The organism is Pedobacter sp. W3I1, from assembly GCF_030816015.1.
Classification (GTDB): domain Bacteria; phylum Bacteroidota; class Bacteroidia; order Sphingobacteriales; family Sphingobacteriaceae; genus Pedobacter.
On sequence record NZ_JAUSXN010000001.1, the window covers coordinates 1,305,311 to 1,322,931 of the forward strand.

Sequence of the window (17,621 nt, forward strand, 5' to 3'; positions counted from 1 at the left end):
CTTTAAATGTTTTGTTTTTTCTTTTGAGCTAAAATATATTCGGCAGTACGCATAGAAAGTGCCAAAATAGTCCAGGTGGCATTTTTATCGCCTTGTTGAACAAATGGTCCGGCATCAACTACAAACAGGTTTTTACAGTCATGCGCCTGGCAGTATTTGTTCAATGCCGATTTTTTAGGATCATCACCCATGCGGATGGTTCCAACTTCGTGGATAATTTTTCCGGGATTGAGTAAACCATAATTGGTATCTGCTCCCTGAATTTCAGAAGTAACTACCGCACCCATTTCTTTCATAATCGAAAGGAAGGTTTCTTGCATATGCTTAGCTTGCAGAATCTCATCTTTATCCCATTTGTAGTTAAACCTTAAAACCGGAATACCATATTTATCCACTGTATCCGAATCTATTTCACAGTAGTTACTTTCTCTTGCAATTGCGGTACCACGACCAGCCATGCCGACACCAGTGCCATAGAAACGGCGATAATCATCTTTTAATGATTTTCCATAACCTCCGGCTTCTTTCATTTTGCCATCTCTGCCAGGTACCATTCCGTTCATTTGCGCTACACCGCCTCCAAAGCCATATGCAGGCATACCCATACCACCCCAATATTCAATATGGTAGCCACGTGGGAAGTTGAGTTTACGGTTATCTAACCACCAGGGCGAGTAGATATGTACACTGCCCAGGCCATCTTCATTGTAACGTTTTCTATCCATTAATTGTGGAAGAAAGCCCGAAACACTTGCTCCCGTAGAATCGTGCAGGTATTTTCCAACTACGCCACTGCTATTGGCCAAACCATTTGGGTGAGAAGTTGATTTTGAATTCAATAATATACGGGCCGATTCGCAGGCACTGGCACCTAAAATAACGAGTTTGCCATTTACCTGGTATTCTTGCAGGTCTTTACGATTTACATAAGAAACCCCTTTTGCAGTACCATCTTTATCGGTAATTACCTCGCGTACCATGGCATCGGTAATTACAGTCAAATTTCCTGTTTTTACCGCAGGGTTAACCAAACATGATGAGGATGAAAAATCGCCATAAACCTTGCAGCTTCTTCCGCACTGACCACAGTAGAAACAAGGTGCCCGGTCGCTGTTATTGGGTAAGGCCTCGGTAAGGACCGACCCACGGCCTGTAATTACTTTTACTCCCGCTTTTTCTGCTCCTTTTTTGATGAAAAGTTCGTTTAATCGTGGTTTTGGCGGTTTCATGAAAATTCCGTCTGGCTCATTTTCTAAACCTTCTGCTGTTCCATAAATACCGATCATGCGGTCAACTTTATCGTAGAAAGGTTTTACGTCAGCGTAGGTAATGGGCCAGGCATCGGTTAAACCATCTTTAGGTTTAAAATCGTCCGGACCCATCCGCAAAGAAATCCTTCCCCAGTGATTGGTGCGGCCACCGAGCATGCGCGAACGGAACCATTCGAATTCACTTTTGTTTTTTTGGGTATAAGGCTCGCCCTCTAATTCCCATCCTCCATAAGAAGCATCAAAATCTCCAAATGGACGCGTTGTACTAGCGCCGCGACGGGGCGATTCCCAAGGCCATTTCAATTGGTGTGAGTCTAGTCTTGGATCGAAATTTTGACCGGCCTCAAGCATTAAAACCTTTTGACCAGCATGTGCCAGAACGTAGGCTGCCATCCCGCCACCAGCTCCTGAGCCATACTACAATGGCATCATAAACGGTAGGCGATTTTTTTATCTGAAAGTCACTCATGAATTGTGGTTAGCTATTTTTATATACTCTAATCTAAAGCTTAATTTTTTGAAATAAAAGTGTTAAGCTATTTTGGAATCAATATAGATAATATTGCCTATGTGTATTTCTAAATCGTATTACGTCAGTGCAGTATTAGCCGTTTTTTAATCAAATAAGCCTTTAACTTGGTCGCCCTATTGTTACATTATCATGGATATGTTCTGCTCCAGATAAACTTGATTATCTTTGTCGTTAAATTATCAATGCCAGTGTCAGAATATATAGAACAATTTACCATCTCTTTAAAAGAAAGCCTAAATACAGGAACTTTTGTAAAGGTATCTTTAGGGAACTATAAAGGAGAAGAGGAAGCATTAAAGCAGATTCTTGTGCGTAAGGTGGTGATCAAACGCGAAGATAAACTGGCTCTTACCTATCGCTACAAAACCCGTGATGTGGTAAAAAACTATGCAGTTGATGAAGCAATAGATTTGATTTCTGATTATCTGAATAAAGGTTTTAAAATCGGTACCTTGTTTACTACGGAAAAAGATCTGATTTTGGAGGAGCTGAACAATGGCAAAATTGTTTTTAGAGAAACAAAGGCATCAAGTGCAGCAGCCCCATCTGCCAGTCACGACAAAGAGAAAGCAAGGTTAATTATGCCTGATGCAAAGTCTTATTTAACGGAACTGAAAATTACCGATGCTGAAGGTAAGGTATTCAAAAATGCACAGGATAAATTCCGCCAGATTAACCATTACATTGAAATTTTAAGCTCCTTAATTAAGGAACTACCTGCAGGAACCATTAAAAAAGTAGCCGATATGGGCTCTGGCAAAGGCTATTTAACTTTTGCACTATACGACTACTTACATTCGGTTTTAAAGTTGGAAACCGAAGTAGTGGGAGTGGAGTACCGCCAGGATATGGTTGATCTGTGTAATCAGGTTGCTGTTAAGTCTGCATTTGATAAACTGGATTTTGTTCAGGGGACCATTGAAGATTACCTGGCCGACGATGTAAATCTGTTAATTGCGTTACATGCCTGCGATATAGCAACGGATGATGCTATATTTAAGGGAATTAAAGCCAATGCCGAACTGATTGTTGTTGCACCTTGTTGCCATAAACAAATCCGCAGAGAAATTGAGCAAAATAAAGTGAAGAACGATGTTTCATTTTTAACTAAATATGGCATCTTTTTAGAACGTCAGGCTGAGATGGTTACGGATGGAATCCGAGCGCTGATTTTAGAATACTTCGGATATAAAACCAAAGTGTTCGAATTTATTTCGGATGCACATACGCCTAAGAATGTGCTTGTGGTGGGGGTAAAGGGCAAGGAGCATGGAGCAGAGAAGAAAGCAGATGTTTTACAGAAAATTAAAGCAAGCAAAGAATATTTTGGAATTGGTTACCATCATTTAGAAAAATTGTTGGAGTTGTAGTTTAACCGCAAAGAACGCTAGGTTTTTCGCAAAGAAACGCAAAGCCATAACTAAATTATGATGCAAATTTGCCGTTAAGGTGATCGTCATTCTGAACTTGTTTCAGAATCTATCATGCTAACCGTTATGACCAAACTTACAGATGCAACAAAATCAAAGCGATCAGTGCTGGTATCGACTGTACATAAAGGATTTTTTTACTCGCCGTTGCAGCGCCATAAATGCCAGCTATAATTACACAGGTTAAAAAGAATATAGCCACATAAAATCTCCAGTGATGATCGGTTATGCATAACGACCAGATTAAACCCGCTGCTAAAAAGCCATTATATAATCCCTGGTTTGCTGCTAATGTTTTGGTTGGCACAAATAAATCTTTTGGTATGGTTTTAAAAACTTTTGGTGCTCTGGTGGTCCAGGCAAACATTTCTAACCAAAGGATATAGATGTGGATGAAAGCTACTAAGCCGATTACGATTTGTGCTGCTAATTGCATTTTATAAGGGATTACACAGATTTAAATGATTGCATCGATTGATTGTACTTTAAATATATAAAACTTTGAGGGCATTTAGATGATCACTCATTATTCTGTTTGTTTTTTATCACCGAAGCGCATTAAAACGCTGTTCAATAAACCCGATAATAGCGAACACGAGTGCAACGAAGTAAAGCGGTTAGCGGGGCTGCTGCTACCGAAGCACTGCTGACTTTCATTTTCAAATCATTTTAAGAAATTTGCACTTTGCTTTAGTCTTTAAGCTTTAGCCTTTCAGCTTGTTTCTGTCATGCTGTCAGTAAACTATAGCCTCTTTTTTAACATTTTATCAGTCTTTTACTCATATTATCTGCCAAAAACCAATTGGCACAAGCATTGTTTGATAGGAGTAGAAATTATAATACTTTAAAAAGAGAAATTAAAATACAATGGGAAAAATTATTGGAATAGACTTAGGAACAACAAACTCTTGCGTAAGCGTAATGGAAGGCAACGAGCCTGTAGTTATCGCAAACAGTGAGGGTAAACGTACTACACCGTCTATTGTTGCTTTTGCAGAAAACGGTGAGCGTAAGGTTGGCGAGCCTGCTAAACGTCAGGCTATAACCAACCCAACAAAAACGATATATTCGATTAAACGCTTTATGGGTAGCAGCTACGACGAAAGTGCGAAAGAAGCTGGGCGTGTACCTTATAAAGTAGTTAAAGGTGATAACAACACACCACGTGTTGAAATCGACGACAGAAAATATACTCCACAAGAAATTTCTGCAATGATTTTGCAGAAAATGAAAAAAACTGCCGAAGATTTCTTGGGTCAGGAAGTAACTGAAGCAGTAATTACTGTACCAGCTTATTTTAACGATGCGCAACGTCAGGCTACTAAAGAAGCTGGCGAAATTGCAGGTTTAACTGTAAAACGTATCATTAACGAACCTACTGCAGCTGCTTTAGCTTATGGTTTAGATAAAGCACATAAAGACATGAAAATTGTTGTGTTTGACTGTGGTGGTGGTACACATGACGTTTCTGTATTGGAATTAGGTGATGGTGTTTTCGAAGTAAAATCGACCGATGGCGATACGCACTTAGGTGGTGATGACTTTGACCACATTATTATTGATTGGTTAACTACCGAATTCAAAGCTGAAAACAGCATGGATTTAGCTAAAGATCCAATGGCTTTACAACGTTTAAAAGAAGCTGCTGAGAAAGCGAAAATTGAATTATCAAGCACAACTTCAACTGAAATTAACTTACCATACATTACTGCTGATGCTAGTGGCCCTAAACACTTAGTACGTACATTATCTCGTGCTAAATTTGAGCAATTGGCTGATAGCTTAATTAAACGTACTATCGACCCTTGTAAATCTGCTTTGAAAAATGCTGGTTTAAGCACAAGCGATATCGACGAAATTATCCTGGTAGGTGGTTCTACACGTATTCCTGCTATCCAGGAAGCGGTTAAAGCTTTCTTCGGTAAAGAACCAAGTAAAGGTGTTAACCCTGATGAGGTTGTAGCTATCGGTGCTGCTATTCAAGGCGGTGTGTTGACTGGTGATGTGAAAGATGTATTGTTATTAGACGTTACACCTTTATCATTAGGTATTGAAACTATGGGTGGTGTAATGACTAAATTAATCGAGTCTAACACAACTATCCCAACTAAAAAATCGGAGACTTTCTCAACTGCAGCTGATAACCAGCCTTCAGTAGAAATCCATATTTTACAAGGTGAGCGCCCAATGGCTGCTCAGAACCGTACAATTGGCCGTTTTATTTTAGATGGTATTCCACCAGCACCTCGTGGTGTGCCTCAGGTAGAAGTTGCTTTCGATATTGATGCTAACGGTATTTTACACGTAAGTGCTAAAGATAAAGCTACTGGTAAAGAGCAAAAAATCCGTATCGAAGCATCTTCAGGTTTAACTGATGCGGAGATCAAAAAAATGAAAGAAGAAGCTGAAGCTAATGCAGCAGATGATGCTAAGCAGAAAGAAGAAGCTGATAAAATCAACGGTGCTGATGCTTTAATTTTCTCAACTGAGAAACAATTAAAAGAGTTTGGTGATAAATTATCTGCTGATAAAAAAGCACCAATCGAAGCTGGTTTAGAGAAATTAAAAGCAGCGCATTTATCACGTAACTTTGCAGATATCGATGCAGCACAAGCTGAATTACAAGCTGCATGGAACGTAGCATCAGAAGAAATGTACAAAGCTGGTGAGCAACCTCAGGGTGGCGAACAACCACAAGCTGATGGTCAGCCTCAAGGTGGTGGCGATAACGTTACTGATGTTGATTTTGAAGAAGTAAAAGAAGACGATAAGAAATAAGTCTTGAGTCTGATTCCCGAGTCGAGAGTCTTGGGAGGATATAAAAAGCGTTTCTGATTAAGTTCAGGAACGCTTTTTTTGTGTCTTTGGTTCAAACCTATTAGGTTTTTAAAACCTGATAGGTTTTGAGCTTATATGATCAGCAAGATTTGGAAATGAATGTTCAGGTGCTTTTCGGAAACTATAGTCCCGCCATTCGCTACAATCTTTTTAAACAACAACTGTCATGCTGAGGAACGAAGCATCTTTTTCATTTGTTACTTTGCTTCATATAAAAGCTACTGTTTTTAAAAAGTATTTTCGCTGCTGTCGGGTTTAGGAAGGGGAGTTTAGTGCTTTTGGGAAGTGTTTGGATAGCGATTTTTCTAGCTTCGTCACCCTGAATTCATTTCAGGGTCTACTTGCAAGAAAGATGCTGAAATAAATTCACTGTTGTCCGGAGAAATTATTTTTATTAATAAAAAAGGGTAGCGATTAAAGCTACCCTTTAGGCTGTTATATTTGAGTTACGACGCTTAAACCAACAGCATGAGCAAAAATACATTTTTTACCGGACAGCCGGTCTTAAACCAGCTATTAAGTTTGATCGACCGAAATTCTGTGAGGTCATTGTCACGCCGTGGCGGTTACGACCATTATTATAAGTATTTTGATACTTTTTGCCACCTGGTTACAATGCTCTATAGTAGCTTGAACAATTGCACCAGCACCCGCGAAGTGGTCAGCGGGATGCACGCATGCCACTCCAAGCTTCTTCATTTGGGTATAAGCAGCCCCCCGGCAAGAAGTACCCTGTGCGATGCCAACAGTAAAAGGCCTTTCGATGTTTTTCAACAGATTTACGAGCTTTTATACAAACGGCACCGGCATCTTTTACCGGACAGCCGATTAAAACAGTATGATAAGCTCTTCATTGCGGATTCATCCACCATCACGCTTTTCCAACGGATACTCGATGCGCCCAGCCCTGGGAAGATGAACGGAAAAAGAAAGGGCGGGATCAAGGTTCACACCCTGATCGGTGCAGCTGAGCATGTGCCCTTAAAAATCAGTTTTACTGCCGCTAGTGCGAATGACATGCCCTTCCTGAAAGAGATAGACCTTGAAGAAGGGTCATTTATTGTTTTTGACAAAGGTTATGTGGATTATTCGGAGTATGAGAGAATCGGAAAACAGGGCGCTTTTTTTGTCACCAGACAGAAAAAAGATGCAAGATATGAGATCGTTGAAAGTAGGGAACTGACCCTGCAGAGCATGATGGCAGGTGTGCAGAATGATCAGATATTGATACAGGGGACACGTACGCAACGGGAAAAGATCAGGCTGAACGTACGTATGGTTACCTTTTTTGATGCGGAATCGGGACGGACATTCGAATTCCTAACCAACAATTTCTCCCTGTTGCCCGAAGAGATCGCAGAAATATACAAAAAGCGCTGGCTCATCGAGATGCTCTTCAAAAGGGTAAAGCAGAACTTTCCCCTTAAATATTTCCTTGGGGACAATGAAAACGCAATCCAGATATGGTGTGCTTTTATATCCGATCTGCTGATAAAAGTTGTACAGGTACAGCTCAAAAGAAAATGGGCATTTTCCAATTTAAGGTCAATTATCAGGCTACACATGATGAGCTACATTAGCTTGTACAAATTCCTTAACAATCCTGAAAAGCTAAGTATGGGAAAAGGTAATAACAACCAGCTAAAATTGGGGGCCTTGGAAATAGATTTTAAGACATAAACACCTCTAGAATGCGGATAAAACTTGTTTTATCGTTAAAATCTATTTTTACCGGACAACAGTGAAATAAATTCAGCATGACGATCGCGTTAGATAGCAGAACTAAAATTGATTTTTATGAATGAATATAAACCGAACTGAGATTATCGGTTCTTTGAAAGTAAAGATGAAGTATTAAACCAAATTCTCTTCAATAATATCTTGTAATTCTTTCTCATTTATAGATAATTCATACAGTAGTTTAAATTGATTTTTTGCCCTATCTAAATTTTGTGTAGAATAGCTTGTCGGATAATAATTATTACCACTTAAAAAATCGGTTAAAAAACGCAATGCCTGCATATAAATGATGTATTTGCCCGAAAATAAGATAAGTTCTTTTTCTGTTTGGGTTAAAATGCTTTTCATTTCCGATAGATAGCCTCTTATCATCGCTTCAAAGTAGGGTAAACGTATCTTTATCTTATCAAGATCGGTTTCATTTTCGGAGAAAGCACAAAGGTAAGTGCGCATCATATCGCCCAAATCGGAAATGAATTTACCGGGCATGATGGTATCCAGATCAATTACGCAAATCCCCTCATAGGTTTCATCATCTAATAAAACATTGCTGATTTTAGTATCGTGGTGCATTACACGATCTGGAAAATCAGTCCTGTGTGAGTATGAGGTATAATAATCTAAAATGTACTTATGTGCCAAAGCATCTTCAATTTGTGCTTTTGCCTTATGCTTTAGCATTTCTGCTGCCTGGCTTAATGCTGATGTAAACTGTTCGTACCTTAAACCTAAATTGTGGAAACCCGGGATAGTAGGCTGAAGTGTTTTCGCGTCAAAATGATCTAACAATCTGCTCAGTTTGCCAAATTGTTTAGCAGCCTCATATGCTTGCTTAGGATCGGCTAAAACGTCTAGCGAGATGGTATTGGGCACGAAAGGAAGCATCCGCCAATATTCATGATGGATATGCGCCATTTCTTCACTATTTGTTGTAGAAACAGGCTTAATAAAAAGATACTCAGGATAAGTGAAAGTAAGGTAATCGGCAATAGCGCGGAGATTATTCGCAATAGCTTGTGGCGATTTAAAAACCGAAGTATTTATGTTTTGAAGAATATATTTCTTCTTTTCGGATAGGGGCGAAAGCAAATAAGTACGGTTAATTAAACCCGTACCTATTTGCGTAATTTTTGTATTTTCTTTAGCGTATCCGTAGGCTTTTAAAACTTCGGAATCTAAATTTAGTTCCATAGTTTTTCTGGATATGTTCCATTTTTAACCAATTGGTTAATACTGTCCTGAACATACGGTTTATCTTCTTTATAGGTTACTCCGAACCATTTGTTAGCGGTAGGCACTACTTTAAAGGTTGCTATATTACTTTTTACCAGGTTTTCGCCAATTAACGGGATAAAGAATTCTGCCTTTGGTTTGTCTTTGTTTGCTTCTGCAAATTCTCTGAACAATTCTTCCGTAATTTTGAAGACTGCTGGTGTAAATCCCCAGAAATTCATTGAAACGGGAGTTTCATAAGCCAAAGGAAATTCTTCGCCATTTTCTTCGTAAAAGATATTACCGTCTTTAGGATAAACTTTTGTGCGTTCTACAATCTCTTCAAGATTGCCTGATGCATCTACCTTGCAAACGCCACGCGAAACAGCACCAAATTCTGATAAAGTTTTGCCAATCTCATAACCGATAATGGCATAGTTGCTGTCTGTCACCTCTGTAGTTAAGAAATCGACCATTTTTTTAAAGGCATCAAAACCATAGTAATCATCAGCGTTAATTACACAGAAAGGTTCTTTAATTACGTTCCTGCCCGAAAGGATTGCATGAGCTGTACCCCAGGGTTTTTCTCTGTATATTTCTTCTTCTATACCAAATTGTTTTAAATCGAAATTTTGGAAAACATAATCAGTTTCAATTCTACCCGCAAGTTTAGGCTCAAAAATAGCTTTAAAGTTATCTACAAACTCTTCTTTAATGATAAATACAACTTTACCAAAGCCTGCATTAATGGCATCATATATAGAATAATCGATAATGGTTTCGCCATTAGGGCCAAAACCATCAATCTGTTTCATACTTCCGTAACGGCTTGCCATACCTGCAGCCAATATTAATAGGGTGGGTTTCATCAATTATTTATTGTTTTTTATTTTGTGGGTGAATCCTTTATGATGAAATATTTAACTTATCATCCAGGCTTCATTTTGCGAAATTAATTATTTGAGCGTTTTTTTACTGTTAATTATTAGTTTTTTAAAATCCAAAAAGTCCGCCGCCAGTTTTTGAACGTGTTTTCTTTCCTGTAAGCATACCAAAAATGCCACGAACAATTTCTTTACCAATCTGGCGGGTTATTGTTGCACCCATTACCTGTTCAACAAGACTCTTTTCGCCTGGTTTAGCTTTGCTTTCTTGTTCGGCCTGTTTTTGAGCCTCCGCTTCCTGTTTTTCCTGTTCTGCTGCCGCAGTTTGCTCATTAATGCGTTTAGTTAAAATATCATAAGCACTTTCAGGATCAATAGGGTCTTTATATTTAGTGTATATTGGACTGGCATGAACAAGCTGATCGAAATCTGCAGCTGTTAGCGGTCCCATTACTGCCCTTGGTGGAGTAAGCATGGTAGCAGATACCTCCGTTGGAATACCTTTTTCATTTAATACAGTAACCAAAGCCTGGCCTGTTCCCAATGAGGTTAATATTTTATCAATCTCATAAAAATCTGATTTTGGATACGTATTAACTGTTTTTTTCAAAGCATCCACATCATTAGGCGTAAATGCCCTTAATGCATGTTGTACACGGTTACCTAATTGCCCTAAAACACTTTCAGGCACATCGGTAGGGGCCTGGGTACAGAAGAAAACACCAATTCCTTTTGAGCGGATTAACCTGATGATGGTTTCAATCTGTTCTAAAAATGCTTTCGAAGAATTTTTGAACAATAAATGTGCTTCATCAAAAAAGAATATCAGTTTTGGCTTATCTAAATCGCCAACTTCGGGCATGGTGTTAAATAATTCAGCCAGTAAGCTCAATAAAAATGTAGAATATAATACAGGTTGATTTTGAACATCGGCAATGTTTAACAAACTTATGGTCCCTTTGCCATCAACACGTTCGAAAAGATCTTCAATATCAAAAGACTTTTCGCCAAACATGCCTGCTAATCCTTGCTGCTCTATGGCTACAATTTTTCTTAATATGGTACCAGAAGTAGCTGTAGAAATAGTACCATAACTACTTTTTATTTCGGCTGCGCCGGCACCTTCTGATAGATAAGAAACCAGTTTCTTTAAATCATTTAAGTCGATAATAGGCATTTTGTTATCATCGGCATATTTAAATATTACTGCCATAACACCTGACTGGGTATCGTTTAGATCTAACACCTTTGATAAAAGTGTTGGGCCGAATTCCAATACTGTTGCCCGCATCTGAGCACCCATTTTGCCCGAAAGCGAATAAATTTGGACGGGGAAGCCAGAAGGAGAAAAAGGTTTGTTGAGCTGTTGTGCTCTTTCTTCTATTTTTGGATTGATGGAACCTGGTTGGTTTAAACCCGATAAATCTCCTTTAACATCCAACATAAAAACAGGAACGCTGGCATCTGACAGTTGTTCTGCTAATAATTGCAGGGTCCGTGTTTTACCTGTTCCGGTTGCCCCGGCAATTAAGCCGTGTCTGTTCATCATTTTTAAAGACAAATTAACCTCAGCTTCGCTATAAACCTGACCGTCTAAAATGCCGGCACCTAAATAAATGTATGAGCCTGTAGGGGCATAGGATGATTTTATTTTTTCGATGAATTTTGAAGAAAGATCGCTCATTTTTTAAAATTAGATTGCCAATTTAAGAAACAAATCTTAAAAAGGTTGTTTTTTTGTTCCTAGTTTTGACGCAAAATTATGCACAAACGGTTGTTTAGTGATGCTGGCTAAATTGCTTATAATAATTTAGTTCGTTCTGTAGCGCAGTTATTTTTTCCTGCATTTGTTCTACCTGATTAAGCAGATGGGAAACAGCATGGATGCCTTCTAAGTTGATCTCCAGATCTTGCGCTAAACGAAGATACTGCTCCAATTTGGTCAATTCATCAACTGGCAAAAAGAGCGATTGTTTTTTAACCGTAGTATGGATCAGGCCAAAATCCTCCAGCGATTGGATAAAGTTAATCTCCACATGGTGATAAGCACATATGTCTTCTACAGGTATTAGATTGGTTCCCATAATGGTTAGAATTTGGAAAGTTTTTCGAATAGTTCTTTTTGTTCGACATTTAGGTTGGTTGGTAATTTTACCTTCCACTTGATATATAAATCGCCAAACTGATTTTCTTTTTTATAAAGGGGAAACCCTTTTCCTTTTAAACGTAAAGTAGCATCGGGCTGTGTACCTTCAGGTACTTTAAGCTTAACCTTGCCGTTTAAGGTTTCTACAATTTTTTCGCCTCCTAAAATGGCGGTATATACATCTATTTCTTCCTCGATATAAATGTCGTTTCCTTTTCGTTTAAATTTAGGGTTATCCGTAATATTAAATTTGATGTACAAATCTCCGGGAGGGCCATTGTTAACACCTGGTGCACCATAACCCGGTAGTTTAATTTTCTGGCCATTCTCTACACCTGCTGGGATGGTAATACGCACTTGTTTACCATTTACAGTTAAAGTTTGTTTGTGTGTAGTATAGGCATCGAGCAGGTTTAGTTGAAGATCGGCATTGTAATCCTGTCCTTTAAAAGGAGAATTTCTACTGCTTCTACCTCCACCACCAAACATGGAGGAAAAGAAATCAGAAAAATCTTCGCCGCCAAAACCTCCGGAATAGCTATTGCCATAACCCCCGCCTTGCGATTGGTATTGCCTTTGCTGCTGTTGCTGGGCATCTAACTGATCGGCATGTTGCCAATCTTTACCATATTTATCATATTTCTTCCGTTTCTCAGGATCGCTTAAAACCTCATTAGCCTCATTAATTTGCTGGAATTTTTTATTGGCTTCTTCATTGTTGGGGTTAAGATCGGGGTGATATTTTCGGGCTAATTTTCTATATGCTTTTTTAATATCTTCGGTTGTTGCATCTTTTTTTAAATCGAGGATTTTATAATAGTCTATGTAGTCCATAATCGTTTAACAAATAAGTAAAGGGAATGTTCAGTTTTATTGTATAAATGTAGGTTTAATAATGGTGTATTTCAATGGGATTGTGTTAACCGCGTTAGCCATTATTATTGCAAGTTTTGACCATTAAGAGATTAAGGACATTAAGGTTTTTAATTATAATATTAAATATATAAATGTGCTGTCAAATGTTGCCATCTGGCTGATCCATCACTTAAAACAATGCTAATTATCAAAAAGGAAGAAACTAAGTGATTGAATTAAATATTTGTTTAGAAGTGCAGTCAGCTGTTACCAGCTGACTTTAAAGGACAATGGGTTGAGTGCAGATAGAAATATCTGACACCACGGAAAAAACTAAACAAAAAAAGTGCCCCATATAGAGGCACTTTAATCGATAAAGGTAGAGAGAATTATTTTTTGTTTTTTACGTATTTTTCTAACCATTGGTCTTGCTCCCAAAGCATGTGCAACAGGTTTTCTTTGCCACGGTAACTGTGTGCTTCGTACGGTAAAAATACAAAACGGGTAGTACCACCAGCTCCTTTAATGGCATTGAACAAACGTTCGCTATTAATAGGGAAGGTGCCTGGATTATCGTCAGAATCGCCATGGATTAACAATATCGGAGTTTTAATTTTATCGGCATAACTGAATGGACTCATTTCGTAATACAACTGAGGTGCCTGCCAATAGGTACGTTCTTCATTTTGAAAACCAAAGGGCGTAAGCGTACGGTTATAAGCTCCGCTACGGGCAATACCTGCAGCAAAAAGATTGGTATGGGCCAATAAGTTTGCGGTCATAAATGCGCCATAACTATGCCCCCCAACAGCCATACGTTTTTTATCGCCAACGCCTAAGTCTGCCAGTTTATTAATAGCTGCCTCAGCATTTAATTGTAACTGATCTACAAAAGTATCGTTAGGTTTTTTACCGTCTTTGGCAACAATTGGCATTTCTGCATTATCTAGCACCGCATAACCACGGGTTACCCAAAAAATAGGAGAAGCCCAGCTAATGGTTGTAAATTTATCTTTCGATCCACGGATCTGTGCGGCATCTGCTGCAGAGTTAAATTCGCGTGGATAAGCCCAAATTAACGAGGGTAATGGCCCATCTTTATCCTTATTGTAGCCCTTTGGTAAATACAGGTCGCCTGTTAAATCTACACCATCGGCACGTTTATAAGAAATTTTCTGTTTGGTAATGCCTTCTAAAGATGGGTATGGGTTAGTGAAATTCGTAATTGATTGATCGGCGATGCGAAGCATCAGGTTTTTAATAAAGTAGTTGGGTACTAATTTCTGGCTTTCTTTACGGGTGAGTAATACCAGTTTATCAGGGTTAATTACATCACTTACATATTCGAAGGTTCCTTCGGCGCTGCGCCAGATAATTTCGTTCTTCTTAGTAGTTAAGTCGAATTTGGCCAGAAAAGGCAAATCTCCTTTTTCTGATGAACCTACTATATTATTCATTAACAGTTTAGTGCCATTGTCAACCGTTTTAATTACCTGCCTGCCATATTTGTTTTTAGTAGTAACCGGCGTGCCTGGGTTACCATAGGCATCTGTCTGGTTACGGCTGTACAATTCTTCCACTGCTCCGGTTGTGGGGTTATAACGGCTCACTTTACTGGTTTGTTTGCTACGTAAACCTTCCATAATAAGGGCAAGGTTGGCATCGCCCCATTGTACACCACGGTAACGGGTAGTTGTTTTAAATAATTCTTTTTCTGCTCCGGTAAAAGGTGCGCTTAACGCATAAACTGCATCATGATAGGGAACATCTTTTTTAATTAAACCACTGTCCAATGGCTTGCTCCAAACCAATGTTGCAGGTTCATCATCTCTCCAGTCGAAACCGCGAGGTACATTTTGTGTATTATCATAGCCAGATGGAGTTCCCTCTGATGAAGGTAACTCAGCGATCACTTTAATGGTTTTACCGGTTAAATCGGTAATGCTTACTGTGGATGGAAATCCATTTGCGGTAACCAGATAAGAAAAAGGTTTGCGGATGGTTTCGATCATCATGTAATTTTTATCAGGCGATAAACTTGTAGAGCCATAAATAGCTGGTTTACCAATGGCTGTTTCTATACCTGCTGTATTTTTTACCAATTGCGAGGTTGCAAAAAACTCAAACAATTGTTCATCAAAAGGTGATTTAATGAGATCCTGAAAAGTGGCACTAGGTGCAGCTTTACCTAAGTTTTGCTGTATAGTTGGCCCTTTAGGCATTAAGGGTTTTGTTGGTGCAGCACTTGCTGCTTTAGTTACTGTACGGTAGATAATGGTGTTATCATTTAACCAGGTAAGACCACTCCCTAAAACTACGTTTAAAAAAGCCTTATTGGTTTTAACTGCTTTTTTTGTAATCAGATCAATAATGTAAAGATCTACTCCTTTTTGAGTGGTATGGGTAAAGGCAATTTTATTTTCTGATGGGTTCCAGCTAATGTTGCTGGCGTATAAAGGTGTTGGTAATCCTGCAACTTGAAACGTTTGGTTGGATTTGATGTTTTTTAAACTCAAATTGTTAATATAGGTTTGTCTGCTTGGTGAGTAATTATTTGGGTTTAACCTTAGCCCTGCAATCCTGTATTCGGGCATGGCCAGCTCTTCTACCGAAGGATAAGAATTGCGCTCGCTAAATAAGATCCATTCTGCTTTGCCATCAATGCTTACGCCAGGTGTTGGTTTGGCAAGTAATAAATCGGCAATTTCTTTTGGAGGTGTTTGGTAGCTTACTGCATCTTGTGCGGCCGAATTAAGCGAAACACAAGCGCCTGCTATCAATAAATAGAGGTGTAGTTTTTTAATCATTTCCAGTTAGTTTATTCAGAATAAGGAATAATCAAATATTGTAAAATTTAAATTATTGTAGCGTAACTTCTTATTTACATGGTTAAGCGAATACTTCCTGCTGTCATTCTGAATGCAGTGAAGAATTTTTTTAATAAATGCCTCTTCTTAATTTCTCAATGGTAATCATGTTTTAACCATTTAGGAGTTAAGAAAAGTTAAGGTTATGCATGTGACAATCTTTAACTGCAAAATAGGCACATAATAATATCCATGATTAAGATTCTTCGTTGCAATCAGGATGATAATTAGCCAATTAATTCCGTGTCGTCTGTGCTTCCGTGGCAAAAAATACTTTGGTTAATCAACGGAAAGCCAAATTCCATCCTAGATTTTTTATCCTCCATCATTTAAGGATACAAACTACTGATCCGTGCTACGGAATTGCTAATCATTTCTGTTAAAACGTCGATATGGATATCGCTCATTTTTTTTATGTATATACAGGCTTTTGCTGTTTTGTGCTTGCCAAATTTAGCCAGGAGTTCTTCACGATCTTTAAATTGAGCAGATAGATATAAAGCTATGGTATCTTTACGTGGCGAAAAACCAACCAAAGGGGCATCACCTTCACGGCCGCTCTCATATTTATAATGGTAACTTCCAAAACCAACAATGGCATTACCCCACATTTTAGCTTTAAAGCCAGTTACCTGGCTTATAATATCCGATAAGTTAAAACAATCAACTCTTTTATTTTCTTCAGGAATGGTATTTAGAAAATCAGAAACGCTTAAATCGTTTTCTGTAGTTTTATTCTGTGCCATATCATTTTTGTTATGAATATAAGTTTAGCTAAATAATTTCATTTTCGTGATGATTGTATTTAAAGTAATACGCCATTTCAAAAAAACAACATGGTTAACAACAGCCTGTTTTCGAGGTTTTTACAATAATTTGTTAATGGAGTTTGACATATGTCAAAAAATTAACACCTTTTATACAACCTTTTACACTTATTCTTACATTTGAATTGTCAATCGTCCCCGATAACTGATTTAATTATTTTTTTCATTTTTAAAAATTAATTATCTCAATGACAACACAACAATTAAAACAAGGAGAAATTCTTGAGCGTTTAGTGCGCAGAGATCGTATGGGCATCAGCGAGCTTTCCAGGAAGCTTAATGTGAGCCGCAGAACAATTTACAACTGGTTTGGTCAAGACAGAATTGGGCATGAAGTAATTTGGCAGGTAGGCAAGTTATTAGGTCAGGATCTTTCTTCGGCATTTCCAGAAGCTTTCCCCAAGTACAACCCCGAATCCACCAATCAAACTGCAGATCCCGGTAAACAGATCGGTTCGGATAATAATTCTGTGTATTTCTGGATGAATAAATATATTCATCTGTTAGAAAAATACAACGACCTTTTAATTACAGAAGAGCCACAAGAGCTCGATCCAATTAATAAGGAATTTCCACTTAGAAATAAAAGACCTGAAACATTTTTATATCAATAACTAAGTTTTAACAAATAGAAATGCGATAAGTCATCCCGTTAGATTTTTCTTTTATTTCGCATTACACTGGTTTATTTCATTTTCCTGTCTTCAACATGGTAATATTATCTGCAATTTAAAAGGAGAAATTATTTCCCAAACAAGTAAAAAGGTGTTTTTGAAATAGCCTGATATATAACAAAAATAGCCACCTGTGCGATGGCTATTGATAAGAAAAATGGTGTCTTCTCTATGGTGTGCCTGCCCTCCGCGGATCTCCCGCTCACAGGACTTTTTTATCTTTCTTTTATGTTTAACAATTTAGGCAATAGTTAGTTTTTATTTGCAAAATAATTTTGCACATCGTGTGGAAAATGTTAATATCTCTGGAAATAACTTAACCGTTATTTATATGTTCGTTTGCGA

At 38.2% G+C, this 17,621-nt stretch carries 13 protein-coding genes; 4 read left to right on the forward strand and 9 right to left on the reverse strand.

Annotated elements, in window-relative coordinates; all coding sequences use genetic code 11:
- Positions 1-2: 2 nt before the first annotated feature.
- Entirely contained in the window at positions 3-1,664 is a 1,662-nt protein-coding gene (locus tag QF042_RS05680) for a GMC family oxidoreductase (RefSeq protein ID WP_307526166.1), read from the reverse strand.
- A 321-nt stretch (positions 1,665-1,985) separates the two neighbouring features.
- Between QF042_RS05680 and QF042_RS05685 the strand changes: the two genes are divergently transcribed.
- Positions 1,986-3,173 (forward strand): SAM-dependent methyltransferase, encoded by a 1,188-nt coding sequence (locus tag QF042_RS05685; RefSeq protein WP_307526169.1) that lies wholly within the window; start codon positions 1,986-1,988, stop codon positions 3,171-3,173.
- Between the two features lie 136 nt (positions 3,174-3,309).
- Here the strand turns inward: QF042_RS05685 and QF042_RS05690 are convergent, their stop codons facing one another.
- Positions 3,310-3,669 (reverse strand): DUF1304 domain-containing protein, encoded by a 360-nt coding sequence (locus QF042_RS05690; protein ID WP_307526171.1) that lies wholly within the window; start codon positions 3,667-3,669, stop codon positions 3,310-3,312.
- Positions 3,670-4,100: 431 nt separating this feature from the next.
- Here QF042_RS05690 and dnaK point away from each other — a divergent pair, with 431 nt between their 5' ends.
- Together dnaK and QF042_RS05700 are read left to right on the forward strand one after the other, a co-directional pair.
- Entirely contained in the window at positions 4,101-6,011 is a 1,911-nt protein-coding gene (dnaK, locus tag QF042_RS05695; protein WP_307526173.1) for a molecular chaperone DnaK, read from the forward strand.
- Positions 6,012-6,539: 528 nt separating this feature from the next.
- The gene (locus QF042_RS05700; RefSeq protein WP_307526175.1) at positions 6,540-7,751 is read left to right on the forward strand and encodes an IS4 family transposase; all 1,212 of its coding nucleotides are present in this window, start codon (positions 6,540-6,542) and stop codon (positions 7,749-7,751) included.
- Between the two features lie 174 nt (positions 7,752-7,925).
- On the opposite strand, the gene QF042_RS05705 is transcribed toward QF042_RS05700, so the two are convergent.
- The 7 genes from QF042_RS05705 to QF042_RS05735 all read right to left on the reverse strand — a co-directional run bounded on the left by QF042_RS05705 (position 7,926) and on the right by QF042_RS05735 (position 16,521).
- Positions 7,926-9,002 (reverse strand): phosphotransferase enzyme family protein, encoded by a 1,077-nt coding sequence (locus QF042_RS05705; protein ID WP_307526177.1) that lies wholly within the window; start codon positions 9,000-9,002, stop codon positions 7,926-7,928.
- Positions 8,993-9,892, reverse strand: a complete 900-nt coding sequence (locus tag QF042_RS05710; protein ID WP_307526179.1) for a sugar phosphate nucleotidyltransferase — start codon at positions 9,890-9,892, stop codon at positions 8,993-8,995. Before QF042_RS05710 ends, QF042_RS05705 begins: the two co-directional genes overlap by 10 nt.
- Before the next feature lie 124 nt (positions 9,893-10,016).
- Positions 10,017-11,591, reverse strand: coding sequence for a helicase HerA-like domain-containing protein (locus tag QF042_RS05715; protein WP_307526181.1), 1,575 nt, complete (start codon positions 11,589-11,591; stop codon positions 10,017-10,019).
- Positions 11,592-11,685: 94 nt separating this feature from the next.
- Positions 11,686-11,991, reverse strand: a complete 306-nt coding sequence (locus tag QF042_RS05720) for a chaperone modulator CbpM (RefSeq protein ID WP_307526183.1) — start codon at positions 11,989-11,991, stop codon at positions 11,686-11,688.
- 5 nt (positions 11,992-11,996) lie between these two features.
- Positions 11,997-12,887, reverse strand: a complete 891-nt coding sequence (locus tag QF042_RS05725) for a J domain-containing protein (RefSeq protein ID WP_307526185.1) — start codon at positions 12,885-12,887, stop codon at positions 11,997-11,999.
- A gap of 410 nt (positions 12,888-13,297) precedes the next feature.
- Positions 13,298-15,715, reverse strand: a complete 2,418-nt coding sequence (locus QF042_RS05730; protein WP_307526187.1) for a S9 family peptidase — start codon at positions 15,713-15,715, stop codon at positions 13,298-13,300.
- 389 nt (positions 15,716-16,104) lie between these two features.
- Positions 16,105-16,521, reverse strand: a complete 417-nt coding sequence (locus tag QF042_RS05735; protein ID WP_307526189.1) for a DUF1801 domain-containing protein — start codon at positions 16,519-16,521, stop codon at positions 16,105-16,107.
- A gap of 269 nt (positions 16,522-16,790) precedes the next feature.
- Between QF042_RS05735 and QF042_RS05740 the strand changes: the two genes are divergently transcribed.
- Entirely contained in the window at positions 16,791-17,216 is a 426-nt protein-coding gene (locus QF042_RS05740; RefSeq protein WP_307526192.1) for a helix-turn-helix domain-containing protein, read from the forward strand.
- Positions 17,217-17,621: the final 405 nt, after the last annotated feature.